Here is an 18,972-nt window from a genome sequence, read left to right on the forward strand (position 1 = left end):
CCTCTCTACATGTAGCGCTTCAGTTCGCGCCGGGCCAGGGACCGCTGGTGCACCTCGTCCGGTCCGTCGGCCAGCCGCAGGGTCCGTGCCGCCGCCCACAGTTCCGCCAGCGGGAAGTCCTGGCTCACCCCGCCCGCGCCGTACAGCTGCACCGCGTCGTCCAGGATCCGCACCACCGCCCGCGGAGTCGCGATCTTGATGGCCTGGATCTCGGTGTGCGCGCCCCGGTTCCCGACCGTGTCCATCAGCCAGGCCGTCTTCAGCACCAGCAGCCGCAACTGCTCCACCGTCACCCGGGCGTCCGCGATCCAGTTCTGCACGACGCCCTGCGCGGCCAGCGGCTTGCCGAAGGCCGTACGCTCCACCGCCCGCCGGCACATCAGCTCGATGGCCCGCTCCGCCATGCCGATCAGGCGCATGCAGTGGTGGATGCGGCCCGGGCCGAGCCGCGCCTGGGCGATGGCGAAGCCGCCGCCCTCCTCGCCGATCAGGTTCGCCGCGGGGACGCGGGCCCCGTCGAACACCACCTCGGCGTGGCCGCCGTGGTCGTGGTCCTCGTACCCGTACACCGTCATGGCCCGGCGCACCTCGACGCCCGGGGTGTCCCGCGGGACCAGCACCATCGACTGCTGACGGCGCGGATCGGCGCCCTCCGGGTCGGTCTTTCCCATCACGATGAAGATCGCGCAGTCCGGGTTCATGGCACCCGAGATGAACCACTTGCGGCCCGTGACCACATACTCGTCACCGGCCCGCTCGATCCGGGTCTCGATGTTCGTTGCGTCCGAGGACGCCACGTCGGGCTCCGTCATGGCGAACGCCGAGCGGATCTCGCCGTTCAGCAGCGGCTGGAGCCACTGCTTCTTCTGCTCCTCGCTCCCGAACTGCGACAGCAGCTCCATGTTCCCGGTGTCCGGGGCCGCGCAGTTCGTCGCCATGGGCGCCAGGTGCGGGCTGCGGCCGGTGATCTCCGCCAGCGGGGCGTACTGGAGGTTGGTCAGGCCCGCGCCGTACTCCGAGTCGGGCAGGAAGAGGTTCCACAGGCCCTGGCGGCGTGCCTCGGCCTTCAGTTCACCGAAGACGGCCGGGGTGTCCCAGGGCGAGGCCAGCCGTGCGCGCTGCTCGGCGGCGAGGGGCTCCGCCGGAAAGACGTACTCCTCCATGAACGCGAGCAGCCGCTCGCGGAGTTCCTCGGTCCGGGCGTCGAATGCGAAGTCCATGCTGCGTTCCTCAGCCTTTCTTGCCGTTTTCGAAGGGAGGGAGGCCCTGGAGGGTGGTCAGTCCGTGCTCGATGAAGACCGGAACCAGCTCGCCGATCCGGTCGAAGCCCGCCCCGACGGTCTGCCCGAGCGTGTAGCGGTAGTGGATGCCCTCGAGGATCACCGCGAGCTTGAACCACGCGAAGGCCGTGTACCAGGCGATCGCCCCGGTGTCCCGGCCTGACCGGGCGGCGTACCGCTCGACCAGCTCGGCGGGTGACGGATGGCCGGGAGCCCCGCTCGTCGTGCTGACCGGGGACCCGGTCAGACCCAGATCGGAGCTGTACATCACCAGCAGCCCGAGGTCGGTCAGCGGATCCCCGAGCGTGGACATCTCCCAGTCCAGCACCGCCCGGATCGTGTCGGTGCCGGACGGGGATCCGCCGATCAGCACGTTGTCGAGCCGGTAGTCGCCGTGCACCACCGTCGGCGCGGGGGAGTCGGGCAGCCTGCGGCCCAGGGCGCCGTGCAGCTCGTCGATCCCGGCGAGCTCCCGCCCCCGGGAGGCCGCGAGCTGCTTGCCCCAGCGCCGCAGCTGCCGGTCGAGGAAGCCCTCCGGCCGGCCGAAGTCGCCCAGGCCCACCGCCTCCGGGTCCACCGCGTGCAGCTCGACCAGAGTGTCCACCAATCCGAGCACCGCCCGCCGGGTGCGCTGCGGGCCGATCGCGGCGAGTTCGCCGGCCGTGCGGTACGGCACCCCGTCCACGTACTCCATGACGTAGAACGGCGCGCCGAGCACGGTCTCGTCCTCGCACAGCAGCACCGGCTCCGGCACCGGCACGGCCGTCCCGTGCAGCGCCGCGATGACCCGGTGCTCGCGGCGCATGTCGTGGGCGGTGGCCAGCACGTGGCCGAGTGGCGGCCGGCGCACCACCCAGCGGGCGGACCCGTCGGTGATCTCGTACGTGAGATTCGACCGGCCGCCCTCGATCAGCCGGCCGCGCAGCGCACCGGCCACGAGTCCCGGCCGGGCCCGGTCGAGATGACCGCGCAGCCGCTCCAGGTCCAGGCCTCGGGGATCGGCCGGGGCTGAGGTCATGGTGCGCACCTCCGTGCGGAGAGTTGACGAGGGGGAAGAGCGGGCGGTGCGTCGGCGCACCCCCGCACCCAATCATGCCGACCAGTCGGTATGTAGTCCAGAGGGCGGGCCGAAAGAACACTTCCGGCCGGCCGGCCTCATGCGTGACAGAGGATCGGCGTACCGCCGTTCATCGCGGTCATGTCCCTCAGCACCGCCAGTATGTCCAGCGGCGCACCCTCCGGCTCACCGGCCAGCTCCGCGTACGCCCGGTGCACGTTCGCCACGAGGCGCTCGCTCTCCCGCCACGCGGAGAACTCGCCGAGATCGGCCTGCCGGGCCGCCTCCAGCGGGGTCAGCCCCTTGGCGTGCCCCTCCCGGGCGAGCTCGGACACGTACCGCAGGTAGCGCTCGGTGGAGTCGTAGGCCGACGGGTCGGTCAGCGGTCCGTGGCCCGGTACGACGGTCTCCGCGTCCAGTGACCGCAGCAGCTCCAGCGCCCGCAGGGAGCCGGCCAGCGAGCCCATCGCCAGGAACGGCGTGCCCCCGGCGAAGACCAGGTCCCCGGTGAAGACCACCCGCTGCGCGGGCAGCCACACGACCGAGTCGCCGGTGGTGTGCGCGACGCCCGGGTGGACCACCCGCACCTCGGTCGCGCCCACGTGCACGGTCGCCCGGTCGCCGTAGGTGAGGTCGGGCGCGGTGATGTCTATCGCCCCGAAGTCCGTCGCGGGCCAGATCATCTCCAGCTGGTGCCCGGCGGCGAGCTGCTCGGCCCGTGCGTTCTCGTGCCCGAGGATCAACGCCTCGGGGGTGAAGACGGAGTTGCCGTAGGTGTGGTCGCCGTGGTGGTGGGTGTTGACCACGGTCCGGGGGAGCGGGACCCCGGCCGCCACGACCGCCTCGCGCAGCGCCAGCGCCCGCCGCTCGGTGGCGGCGGTGTCCACGAGCAGGGTCCGGCCGCCGTTGCTCACGAAGCCGGCGTTGTTCAGGCACCAGCCGCCGTCCGGCTGGACGTAGGCGTACACCCCCGGCGCGGGCTGGAGCAGGTACGGGTCATCGACGGACATCTGCGCTCTCCCCGGGTCGCTTTGACAGGCGGTCAGCATCCTGTCAGCCGTCGCCGCGGCGGGGGAGGGCGGGTCGCCGCTCGCGGCCGGGGAAGCCCCGGTCGGGAGTGGCCCGGTCGGGAGCGGCACGGTCGGGAGCGGCCCGGTCGGGAGCCGGCCGGTCAGGGGCGGCCCCGGTCAGTGGTCGTCGTAGTGCCCGTCGTGCTCGGCGTGCCGGTGCCCGTCGTGCAGGTAGTCGACGTGGTCGCCGTGCCGGACCGTGTCGTGCCCGCAGTCCGCGCCGTGCGCGTGGGGGTGGCCCTCGTGGGCGGTGTGCCCGGCCGGCTCGCACTCGTCCCAGTGCCCCGAGTGCTCCCGGTGCAGGTGGCCGTCGTGCGCGTAGTCGACGTGGTCGCCGTGCGGGACCGCCTGGTGGCCGCAGTCCGCGCCGTGGGCGTGCTGGTGCGTGGGGTGTTCGTGGTGGAGGGTCGTCATGGCGCCGAGACTAGTGCGAATAGTCGGCTATCGCGCGTTATGTCCCTATCGGTGAAGGGAAGTGGGATGATCCGGCGAGCCGCTCAGAAGATGACCGCCATCGCGAACACCGCCAGCGCCACCGTGCACGCCACCACGGCCAACGCCGACCGGGGCGCCAGCCCCCGCGGCCGGCCCGTCGCCAGCGCCCGGATCCTGCGGTGCGCCACCCACAGGAACACCAGCCAGATCAGCACGATCACCGCCGCCCCGGCCACCTCCGTCGACGAGCCGGACCCGCGCAGCGCCTGCCGCAGCGCCAGCACCGCCACCACCGAGGACGCCAGCGTCGTACGCCGCCAGGCGAGCCGGGTCCGCTCGGGCTGCAGCCCGGCGTCGCGGTCCGTGCCCGGCACGTTCACCGCCCCGACGTCCAGCCCAGCAGCACGACCACCACCATCGCCACCGCGACCAGCCCCACGCCCAGGCTCAGCACCACCGGGAACCGCGACAGCGGCAGGTCCTCGTGCCGCCGCATCGCCCGCTCGCAGCGCACCCAGTGGTTCACCGCGCGCAGCGCGCAGGCGGCGCCGACCGCGAGCAGCGCGAAGGCCATTCCGACCCGCACCCCCCACCGCAGGTCGGGCAGGAACTGGTCGACGGCGAAACCGCCGCCGACCAGGGCCAGCGCGGTCCGGATCCAGGCGAGGAACGTACGCTCGTTGGCCAGCGAGAATCGGTAGTCGGGGGTCTCGCCCTCGTCCTTCAGCCGCGACGGCGCGAACCACAGGCGTACGTCCTTGACGAAGTCGATCACCCGGTCAATCTACTGGCGGGAACCACGACGCGCGCACAGCCGCCGGTAGGCCTCCAGCCCGTCCGGCACCCAGGGCCACTCCCCGTCGGCGACCCGCCGGTCCAGTTCGTCCCGCGTGAGGAAGGTGTGCCAGTCCACCTCCGAGACCTGCGGGGCCACCGGCAGGTCGCACCGCACCTCGTGCACGTACGACCACCAGGCCCCGCCCGGGCCCTCGTACAGGAACTTGAACAGCGGCTCCGGCTGCGCCAGCCCCCGCACCCCCAGCTCCTCCTCGGCCTCCCGCAGCGCGGCCTCCCCGTAGCTCTCGCCGGCGCCCAGCACCCCGCCCACGAACATGTCGTAGTGCGAGGGGAAGACGAGCTTCGAAGCGGTGCGCCGGTGCACGAAGATCCGCTCCTGCGCGTCCGTGGCCAGCACGAACACACAGCGGTGGATCAGCCCGCGGGCGTACACCTCGCCCCGCGGGGCCTGACCGGTGACCCGGTCCTCCCGGTCCACCACGTCCAGTACTTCATCAGCGGCACTCACAGGTTCATCCAATCACCGCTGTTGACTGGTTACCGCTCCGTAGCAAAGGATCTGCCCCACCATCGACGGAGGACGGGTATCCGCATGACGTACGACGCAGACGTGATCGTGATCGGAGCCGGGCTCGCGGGCCTCGTGGCCACCGCCGAGCTCGTCGACGCGGGCCGCAAGGTCATCCTGCTCGACCAGGAGCCGGAACAGTCCATCGGCGGCCAGGCGCACTGGTCCTTCGGCGGCCTGTTCTTCGTGGACTCGCCCGAGCAGCGCCGGATGCGGATCAAGGACAGCCACGCCCTCGCCCTCCAGGACTGGCTGGGCACCGCCGGGTTCGACCGCGAGGAGGACGCCTGGCCGCGCCGCTGGGCCGAGGCCTACGTCGACTTCGCGGCCGGTGAGAAGCGCCCCTGGCTGCACCGGCAGGGCGTCCGCTTCTTCCCCGTCGTCGGCTGGGCGGAGCGCGGCGGCTACGACGCCAACGGACACGGGAACTCCGTCCCCCGCTTCCACATCACCTGGGGGACCGGCCCCGGCCTGGTGGAGCCCTTCGAGCGGCGGGTCCGGGAAGGCGTGGCCCGCGGCCTGGTCCGCCTGGCGTTCCGCCACCGGGTGACCGGACTGTCCGCCACCGCCGGCGCCGTGGACACCGTGACCGGCGAGATCCTGGAGCCCTCCGACGCTGTACGGGGCATCGCCAGCGGCCGCGAGGCCACCGGGTCCTTCTCCCTGCGGGCCCAGGCCGTGATCGTCACCAGCGGCGGCATCGGCGGCAACCACGACCTCGTGCGCGCGCAGTGGCCCGCCCGGCTCGGCACCCCGCCGCGGCGGATGCTCTCCGGGGTCCCCGCACACGTCGACGGCCTGATGCTGGGCATCGCGGAGGCGGCGGGCGCCAGCCACATCAACAAGGACCGGATGTGGCACTACACCGAGGGCATCCAGAACTGGGACCCGATGTGGGCCAAGCACGGCATCCGCATCCTCCCCGGCCCGTCCCCGCTCTGGCTGGACGCCACGGGCAAGCGGCTGCCCGTACCGCTCTTCCCCGGCTTCGACACCCTCGGCACGCTCGACCACATCATGAAGACCGGCCACGACCACACCTGGTTCGTGCTCAACCAGCGCATCATCGGCAAGGAGTTCGCCCTCTCCGGCTCCGAACAGAACCCCGACCTCACCGGCAAGTCGGTGCGCGACGTCATCACCCGGGCCCGCCAGGCCGTACCCGGCCCGGTCAGGGCCTTCATGGACCACGGCGCCGACTTCGTCGTCGAACGCGACCTCTCCGCCCTCGTGCGCGGCATGAACGCCGTCACCAAGGAGGACCTCCTCGACGAGGCCGCCGTCCGGCGCGAGATCGTGGCCCGCGACCGCGAGATCGCCAACCCCTTCACCAAGGACCTCCAGGTCACCGCCATCCACGGCGCCCGCAGGTACCTGGGCGACAAGCTGATCCGCACCACCGCCCCGCACCGCATCCTCGACCCCGGGGCCGGCCCGCTGATCGCCGTACGGCTCTCGATCCTGACCCGCAAGTCCCTCGGCGGCCTGGAGACCGACCTCTCCTCCCGGGTCCTGACCGGGACGGGCGAACCGCTGCCGGGCGTCTACGCCGCGGGCGAGGCGGCCGGATTCGGCGGCGGCGGGGTCCACGGCTACCGGGCCCTGGAGGGCACCTTCCTCGGCGGGTGCATCTTCTCGGGCCGCGCGGCGGGCCGGGCCGCGGCCCAGGCGGTCGGCTGAGCCCGGCCCTGCCGCCGGCCCCGGCCCCAGGCCCCGGCCCCAGGCCCAGGCCCCGGCCCCGGTGCCCGGCCCCGGCGCCCAGCCGTCGGCGCGCTGCCACCGGCCCCGCCGCCCGCCGCTCGGCCCGGCCCTCGGCGCCACCGCTCGGCCCCGGCGCCCGTCGCCCGGCCCTCGGCCCCCGGCCACGGCGCCCCCTCGCGGGCCGGGGGCGTCAGACCAGTCGCTCGGTGACCCGGAACCGCTCCGCGATGACGGGTGTGTCGTCGTCGACCGTGAAGCCCGGGTCGCCGATCACCGTGCGCACCGGCTCGCTGTGCCAGAACTCCTCGTGTGCCGTGCGCCATTCGGCCACCGACGTGTATCCCTCCCCCTCGTCGAGGGCGTGCCCCAGTCCCACGTCGGCGAGCCGCAGCACCTCCACGGCCGTCACCTCCACCACCGCCACCCCGCGCTCGTCGGAGTCGACCAGCAGGGACCGCGTGCCGGGCTCCGGCAGCGGTTCCCGCTCCGCCTCGTACTCCGCGAGCAGGCCGGTGGTGCTGGTCTTCGCCCCGCTCAGCACGGCCGCGACCAACTGGTCGCGCAACGGGCCGGGGAAGCCCAGCAGGTACGGGGGAAGATCGCCATATGCAGTCATACGGCCACCCTACGGCGCGGCCCGTGGCCGCCCGGAACGAATGCCGCCCGACCAACTGGCACGGTGGCCAGAGCAGTTGAAACCCGCCACGCAGTGGACTGGACCTTGACTCGGAGCTGCGCGTACCGCTTTGCTGTGCGTGATCACCGGAGTGCTCACCGGAGTTCCGCCCGAATCCGCCCGAGCGCCCGGCGTCCCGTCGCAACCCCCCGGAACTCCACCGCGGTCCTGCCGCAGCCCCACCGGAGCTCCGTCACAGCACCACCGGCACGATCCCGCGGCCTTGCGGCCGAGCCACGCGCGTGCGCCCTGCGCGCGGGCGGCCGCCGCAGACCCGCCCCCCGCCCCGACCGCCGATCACCGATCGCCGACCCCTGATCACCGATCCCTGATCCCCGACCCCGATCACCGTCCGCCCGCGTCCTGGAGGGAAACCCCGCGGATGTCCCCGCCTCCGCCGCCCCTCGGCCGCGCCCGCAAGCGGGACGCCCAGCTCTTCGACCCGGCCCTCTGCGACGCCGAACTCATCGACGTGCGCTCCCAGTTCGCCCAGGGCCGCTGGGCCAGGGTGCGTTCCCTCCTCGTCGGCACCGGCGACGACTGGGACCGCCGCGGCCACCGCGTCGTCGTGCTCGCCCAAACCCCGGCGGCCACCGCCTGGGCCCGCGAATGGCTGCTCGCCGAACCGGACAGCGCCGACGCCGCCACCCTGCTCGCCTGCGCCGCCGTCTTCACCGCCCTGCGCCACAAGGGCACGCCGGCCGCCGCCGAGGAGGCCTGCCGCCGGGCCGCCGCGCTGCTGCCCGACGACCCGACCCCGTGGCTCGGACTGCTCCTGCTCTCCCGCGCCTTCGGCACCGAGGAGGAGTTCAGCCGACACTTCGACCAGGTCCGGGCCCGCCACCGCGAGCACCACCACGCCCACCACCTCATGGTGGCCAAGCTGGCCGAACGCACCCTCGCCCCCGGCCAGGACCCGCTCCACGAGGTCTACGACTTCGCGGCCTGGGCCGCCGAGGAGTCCCCGGCCGACTCCCCGCTGGCCGTGCTCCCCGTCGTCGCGCACGCCGAGCGCTACCGCGTGCTCGCCGCCACGCACGGCCACACCCCCGAGACGGCCGCCGCCCACTGGGCGGGCCGCCGCGCCCGCCAGGTCCTGCGCTCCGCCTTCGACTGGTGGCTGGAGTGGGAGCGCGACGACCACCCCCGCAACCGGGTCGACCTCAACTTCCTCGCCCACGCCAAACTCTGCGAGGGCCGCCCCGCCGAGGCCGCCGCGCTCTTCCACCGCATCGGCAGCCACGCCACCCGCGCCCCCTGGTCCTATCCCGACCGGGACCCGCAGAAGGCCTTCCTCGCCGCACGCAACGTCGCGCTCGGAACCGCCTGACCCCGGACCGGACCCCACGGCCCCACCCCCGCTCCGCCCCGCTCCGCCCCGATCCACCCGATCCACCCCGCTCCGCCCCGATCCACCCCCATCCGCCCCGAAAAGAACCGCGCCCCCGAAAGGACGCCGCCATGCCGACGGGCAGATCCACCACGCTCCAGGACCCGGCCGAGATACGCACCTACAAGGGCCAGGACCGCGCGCTGCGCGCCGACCGCCTCGGCACCGCCGGTCTGCTGCTCTCCGTACTCGCCGCGAGCGCCCCCCTGATGGTGGTCGCGGGTGTCATGCCCACGACCTTCGGCCTGATGGGCGTCGTCGGCCAGCCCCTGCTCTTCGTCATCCTGGGCCTGGTCCTCGCTCTGTTCAGCGTCGGCTACGCCGAGATGAGCCGCCACGTCCACAACGCCGGCGCCTTCTACGCGTACATCGCCCGCGGCCTCGGCCCCACCGCCGGCGCGGCCGCCTCGCTCGTCGCCCTCGTCGCGTACAGCGCCATGCAGGTCGGCGTCTACGGCATCCTCGGCTTCGAGATCTCCGGCCTCTTCGCCACCTACCTGGACACCGAGCTCGCCTGGTGGATCCCCGCCCTGCTCGCGGTCGCCGTCACCGGCGCGCTCGGCTGGCTCAAGATCGACCTCAACGCCAAGGTCCTCGGCGTCCTCCTCCTGATCGAGTGCGCCCTGGTCGTCGTCTTCGACGCCGCCGCCCTCGCCAAGCCCGGACCCGAAGGCCTCTCGCTCCACGCCTTCAACCCCGAGACCCTCGGCGGAGCCGGTCTCGGCACCGCCCTGTGCTTCTGCATCGCCGCCTTCGTCGGCTTCGAGCAGTCCCCCGTGTACGCCGAGGAGACCAGCAGGCCGCACATCGTCGTCTCCCGCGTGATGTTCCTCGCGGTCGGCTTCGTCGCCCTCTTCTTCGCCTTCAGCGCCTGGGCCCTCACCGTCGCCACCGGCCCCGGCGAAGTCGTCAGGGCCGCCGGCGAAGCCGGACCCGGCCTGCTCTTCCAGCTCACCGAGTCCCGCCTCGGCACCACCTTCACCGACGTCCTGCACGTCCTCTTCGTGACCGGCATGTTCGCCGCCATGCTCAGCTTCCACAACGTCGTCGCCCGCTACGCCTTCGCCATGGGCCGCGAGGGCCTGCTCCCCGCCGCCTTCGGCCGCACCAACGCCGGCACCGGCGCCCCCGCCACCGGCTCGCTGCTCCAGACGGGCATCGCGGCCCTCGTCGTCACCGCCTTCGCCGTCACCGACGACCTGCCGGCCGGCGACCCCACCGCGCCCGTCCTGCACCTGTTCACCTGGATGGGCAGCGTCGGCGCCCTCGGTGTGACGCTCCTCATGGCCGCCGCCTCCTTCGCCGTGATCGCCTTCTTCGTCCGCCGCGGCACCGCCGGCGCCCAGGTCTGGCGGCTCGTCGCGGCCGGAGCCTCCGGCCTCGCCCTGCTCGCCATCGCCGCCTACACCGTCAAGGACTTCGGGGTCCTCGTCGGCGCCGAGAAGGGCTCCGCCCTCAGCTGGGTCCTGCCGGGCATCATCGGCGCCGCCGTCCTCGGCGGACTGCTGTACGGGGCCCTCCTGCGCCGCCGACGCCCGGAGGTCCACGCCCGCATAGGCCTCGGCAACGAGGCCTTCCGCCTCGACCAGGCGGCCGAGGCCACACCCGGCGACTGACCTCGCTTTCCAGGCTCTGCAGAGCCCCCGACGACCGTTTCCAAGGTCGTCGGGGGCTTCGGTGCGTAGGGGCGATTTTGGCGGCCGGCGGAGCGCCGTGGTCTCCTGGGGCGTTCAAAACACCCGGAACGCGCCACAGGGGACACCACCCAGCTCCCCTGCGACGCCTTCCCGGGCTGCCTGTCCCACCCACGAAGGCGAAGTCATACATGAGTGACCGCACCTTGACCGAGGCACCCGCCCCGGCGTCCTCCCGCCATGTCGACGCTGGTGACGAGGGCTACAGCAAGGACCTGAAGTCCCGCCACATCAACATGATCGCGATCGGCGGGGCGATAGGCACCGGCCTGTTCCTCGGAGCCGGCGGCCGCCTCGCCGGCGCCGGCCCCTCCCTCGCGATCGCCTACGCGGTGTGCGGCGTCTTCGCCTTCTTCGTGGTCCGCGCCCTCGGCGAGCTCGTCCTCTACCGGCCCTCATCCGGCGCCTTCGTCTCCTACGCCCGTGAGTTCATGGGCGAGAAGGGCGCCTACACGGCCGGCTGGCTGTACTTCCTGAACTGGTCCACGACCACCGTGGCGGACATCACGGCCGCCGCCATGTTCGCCCACTACTGGTCCGCGTTCACCGACGTGCCCCAGTGGGTCCTGGCGTTCATCGCCCTCGCCATCGTCCTCACCGCGAACCTGATCTCGGTGAAGTACTTCGGCGAGATGGAGTTCTGGTTCTCGATCGTCAAGGTCAGCGCCCTGGTGATCTTCATGGTGGTCGCCATCTACCTGGTCGCCACCAGCCACCCGATCGACGGCCACACCCCGGGCCTCGCGACGATCACCGACAACGGCGGCCTCTTCCCCTCCGGCGTGATCCCGATGCTCATGGTGGTCCAGGGCGTCGTCTTCGCGTACGCCTCCGTCGAGCTGTGCGGCGTCGCCGCGGGCGAGACCGAGAACCCCGAGAAGATCATGCCGAAGGCGATCAACTCCATCATGTGGCGCGTCGGCGTCTTCTACGTGGGCTCGGTCGTCCTGCTGGCCCTGCTGCTCCCGTACACCGCCTACTCCGCCGACCAGTCCCCGTTCGTGACCGTCTTCGACAAGCTGGGCATCCCCGGCACCGCGGGCATCATGAACCTGGTCGTCCTGACCGCCGCTCTGTCTTCGCTGAACTCGGGCCTGTACTCCACCGGCCGCATCCTGCGCTCGATGGCCCTGTCGGGCTCCGCCCCCAAGTTCACCGGCGTCATGAACAAGGGCAAGGTCCCCTACGGCGGCGTCCTGTTCACCGCCGCCTTCGGCGTCGCCGGCGTCGGCCTGAACTACTGGATGCCCGGCGAGGCCTTCGAGATCGTCCTCAACCTCGCCTCCGTCGGCATCCTCGGCACCTGGGGCATGGTCATGCTCTGCTCGCTCTTCTTCTGGCACCGTTCGAAGAACGGCCTGGTCGACCGCCCGTCCTACCGCCTGCCGTGGGCCCCCTACACCCAGATCGTGACCCTGGTCTTCCTCGCCACGGTCCTGGTCCTGATGTGGAGCGACGGCGGCGTCGGCCGCACCACGGTCATGCTCGTCCCGGTCATCGCCGCCGCCCTCGTGGGCGGCTGGTTCCTGGTCCGCGGCCGAGTCGCCACCCTGTCCGCATCCCGCGACTGATCCCGGCGCGTCGCAGCACCGTTTCGGACCCCGCGCCCGCCCCGGCGCGGGGTCCAGTGCGTCGTAGCACGGCCTGCTCGCCAGGGGGAGTGGCACCCTTGACACCCCCTCGCGGGCTCGTGAAGCTGAACCGGCTATGAGTCGACCTCAACTTCCCGCAGGTAAAAGCCCGTTCACTGAAGCCGCGGCCACACGCGCAGTGCTGGAGGCCGTCCGGGACTCAGATGCCCCACACCCCCACGATCTGCGCCTCCTCCGTCTGGGCGAGAACGCCCTCTTCGCCAGTCCCGCACAGGGCCTCGTCTACCGGGTCGCCCGTTCCGACACCGTGCGGGACAAGGTCGAGAAGGAGCTGGCCACTGCCCGATGGCTGCTCGCACAGCGCTTCCCCGGCCTGCCGCCCCGTGACGAGCTCTCCCAGCCGTTACCCGCGGACGGCCGACTGGTCACCTTCTGGGAGTACGTACCACCCGCGGATCCCCCACCCGCGCTGGTTGATCTCGCCGCGCTCCTGCGCGACCTGCACGCACTGCCCGCCCCCGACTTCCCGCTGCCGACCCTTGACCCGTTCCCGGTCATGCGCGACCGGCTCCGCACGGCAGGCGCCGCCGTCACCGCCGGATCGGACGCGGCGGTCTCCGAGAAGGACCTCGCCTTCCTCAGTGCCGCGTGCGATGCCAACGAAGCCGCGTTCCGTGACCTGGTCGCCACTGATCCCGACGTCGGTCTCGTCCACGGTGACGCGCACAGGGGCAACCTGCTGCGCGACCGCGACCGGGTGCTGCTGATCGACTACGAAGCCGTGGCGCTCGGTCCGCGCAGCTGGGACCTGCTCCCGACCGCGACGGCCGTGGACCGGTTCGGCCTGGCGGCGTCCGAGTACGACGAGTTCTGCGCCCTGTACGGAGCGGACGTCACCCGTCGGCACGAGTACCGGCTGCTGCGCACCGTGCGCGAACTCGGTATGACGACGTGGCTCATGCAGAACGTCCCCCATTCGGCTGCCGCCGCCGAGGAGTTCGCCGTCCGTATGGCTTCCTTGCGAGAGGGGGACCATGTCGCCCGCTGGCACGCCCTCTGAGTCCGAGGCGGGGTCCACGGCGTCACCAGAGGGCACGGTGCCGTTCGACCCGTACGTCTCCCGCCTCGGCACCAGGCTGACCACGGTGTACGCCACCTCCTGGACCTACGCCCCCGACACGAGTGACGGAGGCGACAGCGAGGTCGCGTCCCTGCGCCCCTCCGCGCTGCTGAATCTGGGGCGTCTCGCCGCGGCTTACGACCGCCACGCCGACCAATTGCCCCGCGTCCTGCAGACCGGGCGCCTGGACCTCTCGCTCTTCGACGCGCGCCGGTGGCGGGCCACCGGGCAGGACCCGCCGACGGCCGCCACCCTCTGGCAGTTCGCGGCACCGTCAGGCCAGATCATGATCGCCCTGACCCTCGATGTCGCCGCTCCGCTCCTGCGGTGCATCCCGCTCCTCGAGGACCTGTACTACGCCGAGGTCACCTTCGGGGGTGAGGATGTCGAGCAGCTGGCGGCCGCCCGGATCGGAACGGTCCCCTCGGGGCTGCTGCCCGAGAGACACCAGCTCGTTCTCCGGGCCTCTCCCTCGGAGAGCGACGTCCCGACACCCGATGTCGCGCAGCGGATCATCTACCGGGCCGACCTTCCCGTCCGCCCGGGGCTGGATCCGCTGTGCGCGCCCGACGAGCTCAACCGGCGCCCGACCACCTTCGGAGTCCTGGGCCCCTACGTCAGCCTGCTGACCGGCCACCAGGACTACGTGGAGAACGCGGCCTTCCTGTCGGCCATCCAGGCCGTCGCCTCGGCCGCCCGCCTACGGGAGATCCGGGTGCTGGCGGAATCGTACGCCCGCCGATTCCGCGCACGGCCCGACGGGAACGCCTCGCCACGTGATCGCCGCGCCCTCCTGGAGAAGATCACGACGGCTCACGGCCACCTGGAACTGGAACTCGGCTACAGCGTCGAGATCCCTGCGGATTTCGCCACCCTCATCCCTTCGCTACGCCCCACCGCCTACCACTCGGCCCTCTACGAGGCCATGGGGCTCACCGACCGCGCGGCAGCCGTCAGCCAGACGCTCCAGCGCCTCGGCAACGCCACAGCCGCCGAACTGACCTCGGTCGAATCGACGGAGCTCCGCGCTGCGGACCGACGGCGAGTACGGACCGTGGTCGCCGTCACCTTCATCACGACCATCACGGCGACGCTGGGACTGCTCTTCGCCTTCTTCGGCATCAACGCCAGGGAAGTCGACGAGGGGCGCTCCATGTTCGACCCGGCCTACATGCCGATCTATGGCCTTATCGTCACCGTGCTCGTGCTGGGCTTCCTGGTGTACAGCATCCTGCACGCCGTCGACCGGGCCGCCCTGCGCCGGTTCGCAGCGCCCGCGCCCACATGGCACGGGACCCACAGACTGCTCGCCGCCGAGCTGGGCACGGCACTTCTCGACGGTCGGCCGCCAACCGTTCCGCAGCCACGAAGCGCGGAAGTCGCCGGAGCCCACACCGAACCGTCCCGGCCCACCCGATCCTCACCCTGAGTGACGGGCCGCGTGCACGTGCGACAAGGTGCCCGGACGCACGAAAGGCCGGTCAGGATCTCTCCTGACCGGCCTTTGCCGTGGTGTCCGAGGGGGGACTTGAACCCCCACGCCCGATAAAGGGCACTAGCACCTCAAGCTAGCGCGTCTGCCATTCCGCCACCCGGACCGGGTGTGTGTCTCGCGTCCCTCGCGGGCCGTTGCGACGAGCGAAACACTACCAAACATTCCGGGGCCGCCGCCGCGCGCCCGGCGGCGCCGGGCGGCCGCCTCCGGGAACGAAGAAGGACCCCGCCGAAGCGGGGTCCTTCCGTTGGTGTCCGAGGGGGGACTTGAACCCCCACGCCCGATAAAGGGCACTAGCACCTCAAGCTAGCGCGTCTGCCATTCCGCCACCCGGACCGGGTGTCTGCCGTACGTCCTCGCGGGCCGTTGCGACGTGGAAAACACTACCAAACGGCAGGAGGTCCTCGATCACACCCCCCGACGGCCGGGGATCGCCCTTGGGGAGAGCGGCCCGGAGCGCGAGGATGGGAATGTTCGGTACTGAGTGGATCAGTGGGAGGAAGCAGCGTGAGCGAGTCGAGCGCGGGCAGGACCGTCTCCGGCGAGGACGAGGTCGTCGACCTCTGCCGGGACCTCATCCGGATCGACACCAGCAACTACGGGGACCACTCGGGCCCCGGGGAGCGCAAGGCGGCGGAGTGGGTCGCCGAGAAGCTCGCCGAGGTCGGGCTGGAGCCGCAGATCTTCGAATCGCACAAGGGCCGCGCCTCGACGGTGGCGCGGATCGAGGGCGAGGACCCCTCACGGCCCGCGCTGCTGATCCACGGGCACACCGACGTGGTTCCGGCGAACGCCGCGGACTGGACGTACGACCCGTTCGCGGGCGAGATCGCCGACGGATGCCTGTGGGGCCGCGGCGCCGTCGACATGAAGGACATGGACGCGATGACGCTGGCCGTCGTCCGCGACCGGATGCGCAGCGGCCGCAAGCCCCCGCGGGACATCGTGCTGGCCTTCCTCGCCGACGAGGAGGCGGGCGGCATCTACGGGGCCCGGTACCTCGTCGACAAGCACCCGGGTCTGTTCGAGGGCGTCACCGAGGCCATCGGCGAGGTCGGCGGTTTCTCCTTCACCGTGAACGAGAACCTCCGGCTCTACCTCGTGGAGACCGCCCAGAAGGGCATGCACTGGATGCGGCTCACGGTGGAGGGCACCGCGGGCCACGGCTCCATGACCAACAACGACAACGCCATCACGGAGCTGTGCGAGGCCGTGGGCCGGCTCGGCCGCCACCAGTGGCCGGTGCGCGTGACCAAGACCGTACGGTCCTTCCTGGACGAGCTCTCGGACGCGCTGGGCACCCCTCTGGACCCGGACAACATGGACGCCACGCTCGCCAAGCTCGGCGGCATCGCCAAGATGGTCGGCGCGACCCTGCGCAACTCGGCCGCCCCGACGATGCTCGGCGCCGGCTACAAGGTCAACGTCATCCCGGGCCAGGCGACGGCCCACGTCGACGGCCGCTTCCTGCCGGGTTACGAGGACGAGTTCTTCGCCGACCTGGACCGCGTCCTCGGCCCCCGCGTGAAGCGCGAGGACGTGCACGGCGACAAGGCTCTGGAGACGGACTTCGACGGCCGGCTGGTCGAGGCCATGCAGGGCGCCCTGAAGGCGGAGGACCCGATCGCGCGGGCGGTGCCGTACATGCTCTCGGGCGGCACGGACGCCAAGTCCTTCGACGACCTCGGCATCCGCTGCTTCGGCTTCGCGCCGCTGCAGCTGCCGCCGGAGCTGGACTTCGCCGGGATGTTCCACGGCGTGGACGAGCGGGTGCCGGTGGAAGGACTGAAGTTCGGGGCGCGGGTGCTCGACCGATTCATCGACAACGCCTGACATTCGAGAAGGTGTGCGCATTCCACTGAGAAGAGTGAATGCACTCATACGCTCGTAGCCCTGGTGATCCCTCCTCGTTACAGGTGGTGCGGTCCGCGGCTGGGACCGCACTTTGCCTACTAGGAGGAACAATGCTCAAGAAGGTTGTCGCCGCTGCGGCTGCTACCGGTGGTCTGGTTCTCGCGGGTGCGGGTCTGGCCGTCGCCGACGCGGGTGCCCAGGGTGCGGCCATCGGCTCCCCCGGTGTCCTGTCCGGCAACGTCGTCCAGGTCCCGGTCCACATCCCGGTCAACGTCTGCGGTAACACCGTGAACATCGTCGGCCTGCTGAACCCGGCCTTCGGCAACACCTGCGTCAACGCCTGACGCATCTGAAGTCTTCGGCCCCGGAGCGCATTCCAGCGCTCCGGGGCCACCGGGCTTTTCCGGCCCGGAACCACTTATCGGCGTACCAGGCGGGGGAGTCTGGGCGGCCGGCCTCCGAGCGCCGGCCGACACGTACACACCAGGGGACGAGTACAGATGCGACGACCGGCACAGGTCACCAGAAAGACCCTGATCACCATGGCTGCCGCGGGGGGTGTCCTCGCGCTGGGCGGGGGCTACGCACACGCGGACTCAGCCGCTACAGGGCATGCGAAGAACTCTCCGGGCCTGCTGTCCGGGAACACCGTGCAGGCGCCCGTGGACGCGCCGGTGAACGCCTGCGGGAACACGGTGACGGTGGTGGGAGGCCTCAACCCGGCCTTCGGCAACCACTGCGCCAACGCCTCGGGCCACGGCAACCCCGGCCAGCCGGGCAACCCCGGCCATCCCGGCAACCCCGGCCAGCCGGGCAACCCCGGCGACGATGAACCCTGCGACGACCACCCGGGCAACCCCGGGAACCCTGGCACGCCCGGGAACCCCGGCACGCCCGGCAACCCCGGCAACCCCGGGAACCCGGGCACTCCGGGTAACCCCGGTACCCCGGGGAACCCCGGCACTCCGGGTAACCCGGGTACCCCCGGCAACCCCGGATCCCCGGGCAACCCCGGCACTCCGGGTAACCCCGGCACTCCGGGTAACCCCGGCAACCCCGGAACCCCGGGTACCCCCGGCAACCCGGCCAACCCGGGTACCGGTTCCGTCACCCCCGTCACGCACCCCGGCACGGGAAGCGGCACCGAGGCGCACCCCGGCCTCGCCGCCACCGGCGCCGGTGACGTCCTGACCGCCGGCCTCCCGATCGCGGGTGGCCTGCTGCTGGCCGGCACCGTGCTCTACCGGCGTTCCAGGAACGCCGCCTGACGGTCGCTCACGACGCGGGCCCCGCCCCCGGGGCCCGCGTTCACCAGGTCGCGCGGACCTGGCGGATGATCCGGCGGCGCAGCCGCACGCGGCGGCTGCCGTCCCGGTGCAGGCTCAGCCGGTCGATCTCCCAGTTTCCGTACTCGGCATGGTCGGTCAGCAGGCGGGTCGCCTCCTTGCGAGGGACGCCGCGGGGCACGTACACGTCGACAAATTCGTATTCCGGCATCGCATCTATTGTGCGGGCAGAGCCCTGCTACGGATAGCGTCTGCTCTATGTCTGATGCCGCTCTGCCCACTGTTGCCGAGGTCCGCGCCGCCGCCGAGGCGGTCAAGGCCGCGCTCGACCGCCACCTCGCCGCGGTCGAGCGCAGGATCGGGGACGAGGATCCGGACGTCTACGCCGCCTTCAACGAACTCGCCGCCGCCGCCGAGGAATACGACGAGCTCCTCTACGACCGCTACGACGAGGTCACTCCCTTCGAGATCCCGACGCCCGAGGACGGCGTCCCGTACACCGGTCCCGCCGAACCGGCCGCCTTCAGCGTGCTCATCCGCCGCGACTACGCCGTCGTCGAACCGGCGCGGCTGATCGCGCAGGCGGAACGGGTCGCCGCACACGACCGGGACGCCGACTTCGTCCACGACGGAGGCACCGCCGACGCCCTCGGCGTCCTCTTCGGGGAGTACGAGCCCGACGAGATCGCCTCCCGGTACAAGGACTTCGGACTGGAGGAGGGCGACTCCACGCTCTGGGTCGCCGCCTCGGAGGACATGGCGGAACCGGGGGAGTGGCTGGGCTCGCCCTTCGGGCACATCGACCCGCAGGACGTGCTGCACCGGTTCGACGTCAGCTCCGTCTTCGACGAGGAGGCCGACGAGTTCGACGACGCCGAGGACGTCGACGACGCCCAGGAGGAGGACGAAACCACCCGGCCGGGCCTTACTCCCGCCTGACCCCCGCCCCCCGACCC

Annotated in this window: 19 protein-coding genes and 2 tRNA genes; 10 read left to right on the plus strand and 11 right to left on the minus strand. The window is 71.9% G+C overall.

Going from position 1 to position 18,972, the window contains the following annotated elements:
- Positions 1–5 precede the first annotated feature (5 nt).
- The 7 genes from AB0F82_RS11050 to AB0F82_RS11080 form a co-directional block, all read right to left on the minus strand.
- A complete protein-coding gene (locus AB0F82_RS11050; RefSeq protein ID WP_356810851.1) occupies positions 6–1,220 on the minus strand; it encodes an acyl-CoA dehydrogenase family protein in 1,215 nt (404 codons plus the stop codon).
- Positions 1,221–1,230: 10 nt separating this feature from the next.
- Positions 1,231–2,298, minus strand: coding sequence for a phosphotransferase family protein (locus tag AB0F82_RS11055; protein WP_356810852.1), 1,068 nt, complete (start codon positions 2,296–2,298; stop codon positions 1,231–1,233).
- Between the two features lie 137 nt (positions 2,299–2,435).
- Positions 2,436–3,347, minus strand: coding sequence for an MBL fold metallo-hydrolase (locus tag AB0F82_RS11060; RefSeq protein ID WP_362625745.1), 912 nt, complete (start codon positions 3,345–3,347; stop codon positions 2,436–2,438).
- Between the two features lie 177 nt (positions 3,348–3,524).
- Positions 3,525–3,821 (minus strand): hypothetical protein, encoded by a 297-nt coding sequence (locus AB0F82_RS11065; RefSeq protein WP_356810854.1) that lies wholly within the window; start codon positions 3,819–3,821, stop codon positions 3,525–3,527.
- A gap of 83 nt (positions 3,822–3,904) precedes the next feature.
- On the minus strand, positions 3,905–4,216 hold the full coding sequence (locus tag AB0F82_RS11070) for a DUF202 domain-containing protein (RefSeq protein WP_362625748.1): 312 nt from the start codon (positions 4,214–4,216) through the stop codon (positions 3,905–3,907).
- 2 nt (positions 4,217–4,218) lie between these two features.
- Positions 4,219–4,617 (minus strand): YidH family protein, encoded by a 399-nt coding sequence (locus AB0F82_RS11075; protein ID WP_362625751.1) that lies wholly within the window; start codon positions 4,615–4,617, stop codon positions 4,219–4,221.
- Between the two features lie 9 nt (positions 4,618–4,626).
- Positions 4,627–5,148, minus strand: a complete 522-nt coding sequence (locus tag AB0F82_RS11080) for an NUDIX domain-containing protein (protein ID WP_356810857.1) — start codon at positions 5,146–5,148, stop codon at positions 4,627–4,629.
- Between the two features lie 84 nt (positions 5,149–5,232).
- Here AB0F82_RS11080 and AB0F82_RS11085 point away from each other — a divergent pair, with 84 nt between their 5' ends.
- Complete coding sequence (locus AB0F82_RS11085; RefSeq protein ID WP_362625754.1) at positions 5,233–6,888, plus strand: FAD-binding dehydrogenase; 1,656 nt, start codon at positions 5,233–5,235, stop codon at positions 6,886–6,888.
- A gap of 211 nt (positions 6,889–7,099) precedes the next feature.
- Here AB0F82_RS11085 and AB0F82_RS11090 read toward each other — a convergent pair whose 3' ends face one another.
- Positions 7,100–7,525, minus strand: coding sequence for an ASCH domain-containing protein (locus AB0F82_RS11090; RefSeq protein ID WP_362625757.1), 426 nt, complete (start codon positions 7,523–7,525; stop codon positions 7,100–7,102).
- 442 nt (positions 7,526–7,967) lie between these two features.
- Here AB0F82_RS11090 and AB0F82_RS11095 point away from each other — a divergent pair, with 442 nt between their 5' ends.
- The 5 genes from AB0F82_RS11095 to AB0F82_RS11115 all read left to right on the plus strand — a co-directional run bounded on the left by AB0F82_RS11095 (position 7,968) and on the right by AB0F82_RS11115 (position 14,810).
- Positions 7,968–8,915 carry a hypothetical protein gene (locus AB0F82_RS11095; protein WP_356810860.1) on the plus strand — a complete coding sequence of 316 codons (948 nt, stop codon included), beginning with the start codon at positions 7,968–7,970 and terminating at the stop codon, positions 8,913–8,915.
- Positions 8,916–9,046: 131 nt separating this feature from the next.
- Positions 9,047–10,591, plus strand: coding sequence for an APC family permease (locus AB0F82_RS11100; protein WP_362625760.1), 1,545 nt, complete (start codon positions 9,047–9,049; stop codon positions 10,589–10,591).
- Between the two features lie 209 nt (positions 10,592–10,800).
- Positions 10,801–12,240 (plus strand): amino acid permease, encoded by a 1,440-nt coding sequence (locus AB0F82_RS11105; RefSeq protein WP_362625763.1) that lies wholly within the window; start codon positions 10,801–10,803, stop codon positions 12,238–12,240.
- A 199-nt stretch (positions 12,241–12,439) separates the two neighbouring features.
- A complete protein-coding gene (locus AB0F82_RS11110; RefSeq protein ID WP_362625766.1) occupies positions 12,440–13,321 on the plus strand; it encodes an aminoglycoside phosphotransferase family protein in 882 nt (293 codons plus the stop codon).
- 37 nt (positions 13,322–13,358) lie between these two features.
- Positions 13,359–14,810 carry a hypothetical protein gene (locus AB0F82_RS11115; RefSeq protein ID WP_362625769.1) on the plus strand — a complete coding sequence of 484 codons (1,452 nt, stop codon included), beginning with the start codon at positions 13,359–13,361 and terminating at the stop codon, positions 14,808–14,810.
- An 81-nt stretch (positions 14,811–14,891) separates the two neighbouring features.
- Here the strand turns inward: AB0F82_RS11115 and AB0F82_RS11120 are convergent.
- Both AB0F82_RS11120 and AB0F82_RS11125 read right to left on the minus strand, forming a co-directional pair.
- A tRNA-Leu gene (locus AB0F82_RS11120) sits at positions 14,892–14,979 on the minus strand.
- A 145-nt stretch (positions 14,980–15,124) separates the two neighbouring features.
- Positions 15,125–15,212 (minus strand) — tRNA-Leu (locus AB0F82_RS11125).
- A gap of 171 nt (positions 15,213–15,383) precedes the next feature.
- Here AB0F82_RS11125 and AB0F82_RS11130 point away from each other — a divergent pair.
- From AB0F82_RS11130 to AB0F82_RS11140, 3 genes are all read left to right on the plus strand, one after another.
- Positions 15,384–16,709 carry a M20/M25/M40 family metallo-hydrolase gene (locus AB0F82_RS11130; protein ID WP_362625772.1) on the plus strand — a complete coding sequence of 442 codons (1,326 nt, stop codon included), beginning with the start codon at positions 15,384–15,386 and terminating at the stop codon, positions 16,707–16,709.
- A gap of 131 nt (positions 16,710–16,840) precedes the next feature.
- Positions 16,841–17,074 carry a chaplin ChpH gene (chpH, locus tag AB0F82_RS11135; RefSeq protein WP_356810866.1) on the plus strand — a complete coding sequence of 78 codons (234 nt, stop codon included), beginning with the start codon at positions 16,841–16,843 and terminating at the stop codon, positions 17,072–17,074.
- 198 nt (positions 17,075–17,272) lie between these two features.
- A complete protein-coding gene (locus AB0F82_RS11140) occupies positions 17,273–17,998 on the plus strand; it encodes a chaplin (protein WP_362625776.1) in 726 nt (241 codons plus the stop codon).
- Positions 17,999–18,038: 40 nt separating this feature from the next.
- Here the strand turns inward: AB0F82_RS11140 and AB0F82_RS11145 are convergent, their stop codons facing one another.
- Positions 18,039–18,227: a DUF5703 family protein gene (locus AB0F82_RS11145; protein WP_030037337.1), complete on the minus strand. Its 189-nt coding sequence runs from the start codon at positions 18,225–18,227 to the stop codon at positions 18,039–18,041.
- Between the two features lie 47 nt (positions 18,228–18,274).
- Between AB0F82_RS11145 and AB0F82_RS11150 the strand changes: the two genes are divergently transcribed.
- Positions 18,275–18,955 carry a hypothetical protein gene (locus AB0F82_RS11150; protein WP_356810868.1) on the plus strand — a complete coding sequence of 227 codons (681 nt, stop codon included), beginning with the start codon at positions 18,275–18,277 and terminating at the stop codon, positions 18,953–18,955.
- Positions 18,956–18,972: the final 17 nt, after the last annotated feature.

The organism is Streptomyces virginiae (assembly GCF_040638905.1).
GTDB classification, from domain to species: Bacteria; Actinomycetota; Actinomycetes; order Streptomycetales; family Streptomycetaceae; genus Streptomyces; species Streptomyces virginiae_B.

What these genes read in the sequence shown, in the direction of transcription:
- AB0F82_RS11060 (WP_362625745.1), bottom strand. Translation starts at nt 3,347, where the DNA reads ATGTCCGTCGATGACCCGTACCTGCTCCAGCCCGCGCCGGGGGTGTAC.
- AB0F82_RS11105 (WP_362625763.1), top strand. Translation starts at nt 10,801, where the DNA reads ATGAGTGACCGCACCTTGACCGAGGCACCCGCCCCGGCGTCCTCCCGC.
- AB0F82_RS11150 (WP_356810868.1), top strand. Translation starts at nt 18,275, where the DNA reads ATGTCTGATGCCGCTCTGCCCACTGTTGCCGAGGTCCGCGCCGCCGCC.
- chpH (WP_356810866.1), top strand. Translation starts at nt 16,841, where the DNA reads ATGCTCAAGAAGGTTGTCGCCGCTGCGGCTGCTACCGGTGGTCTGGTT.
- AB0F82_RS11085 (WP_362625754.1), top strand. Translation starts at nt 5,233, where the DNA reads ATGACGTACGACGCAGACGTGATCGTGATCGGAGCCGGGCTCGCGGGC.
- AB0F82_RS11145 (WP_030037337.1), bottom strand. Translation starts at nt 18,227, where the DNA reads ATGCCGGAATACGAATTTGTCGACGTGTACGTGCCCCGCGGCGTCCCT.
- AB0F82_RS11140 (WP_362625776.1), top strand. Translation starts at nt 17,273, where the DNA reads ATGGCTGCCGCGGGGGGTGTCCTCGCGCTGGGCGGGGGCTACGCACAC.
- AB0F82_RS11100 (WP_362625760.1), top strand. Translation starts at nt 9,047, where the DNA reads ATGCCGACGGGCAGATCCACCACGCTCCAGGACCCGGCCGAGATACGC.
- AB0F82_RS11065 (WP_356810854.1), bottom strand. Translation starts at nt 3,821, where the DNA reads ATGACGACCCTCCACCACGAACACCCCACGCACCAGCACGCCCACGGC.
- AB0F82_RS11090 (WP_362625757.1), bottom strand. Translation starts at nt 7,525, where the DNA reads ATGACTGCATATGGCGATCTTCCCCCGTACCTGCTGGGCTTCCCCGGC.
- AB0F82_RS11055 (WP_356810852.1), bottom strand. Translation starts at nt 2,298, where the DNA reads ATGACCTCAGCCCCGGCCGATCCCCGAGGCCTGGACCTGGAGCGGCTG.
- AB0F82_RS11095 (WP_356810860.1), top strand. Translation starts at nt 7,968, where the DNA reads ATGTCCCCGCCTCCGCCGCCCCTCGGCCGCGCCCGCAAGCGGGACGCC.
- AB0F82_RS11050 (WP_356810851.1), bottom strand. Translation starts at nt 1,220, where the DNA reads ATGGACTTCGCATTCGACGCCCGGACCGAGGAACTCCGCGAGCGGCTG.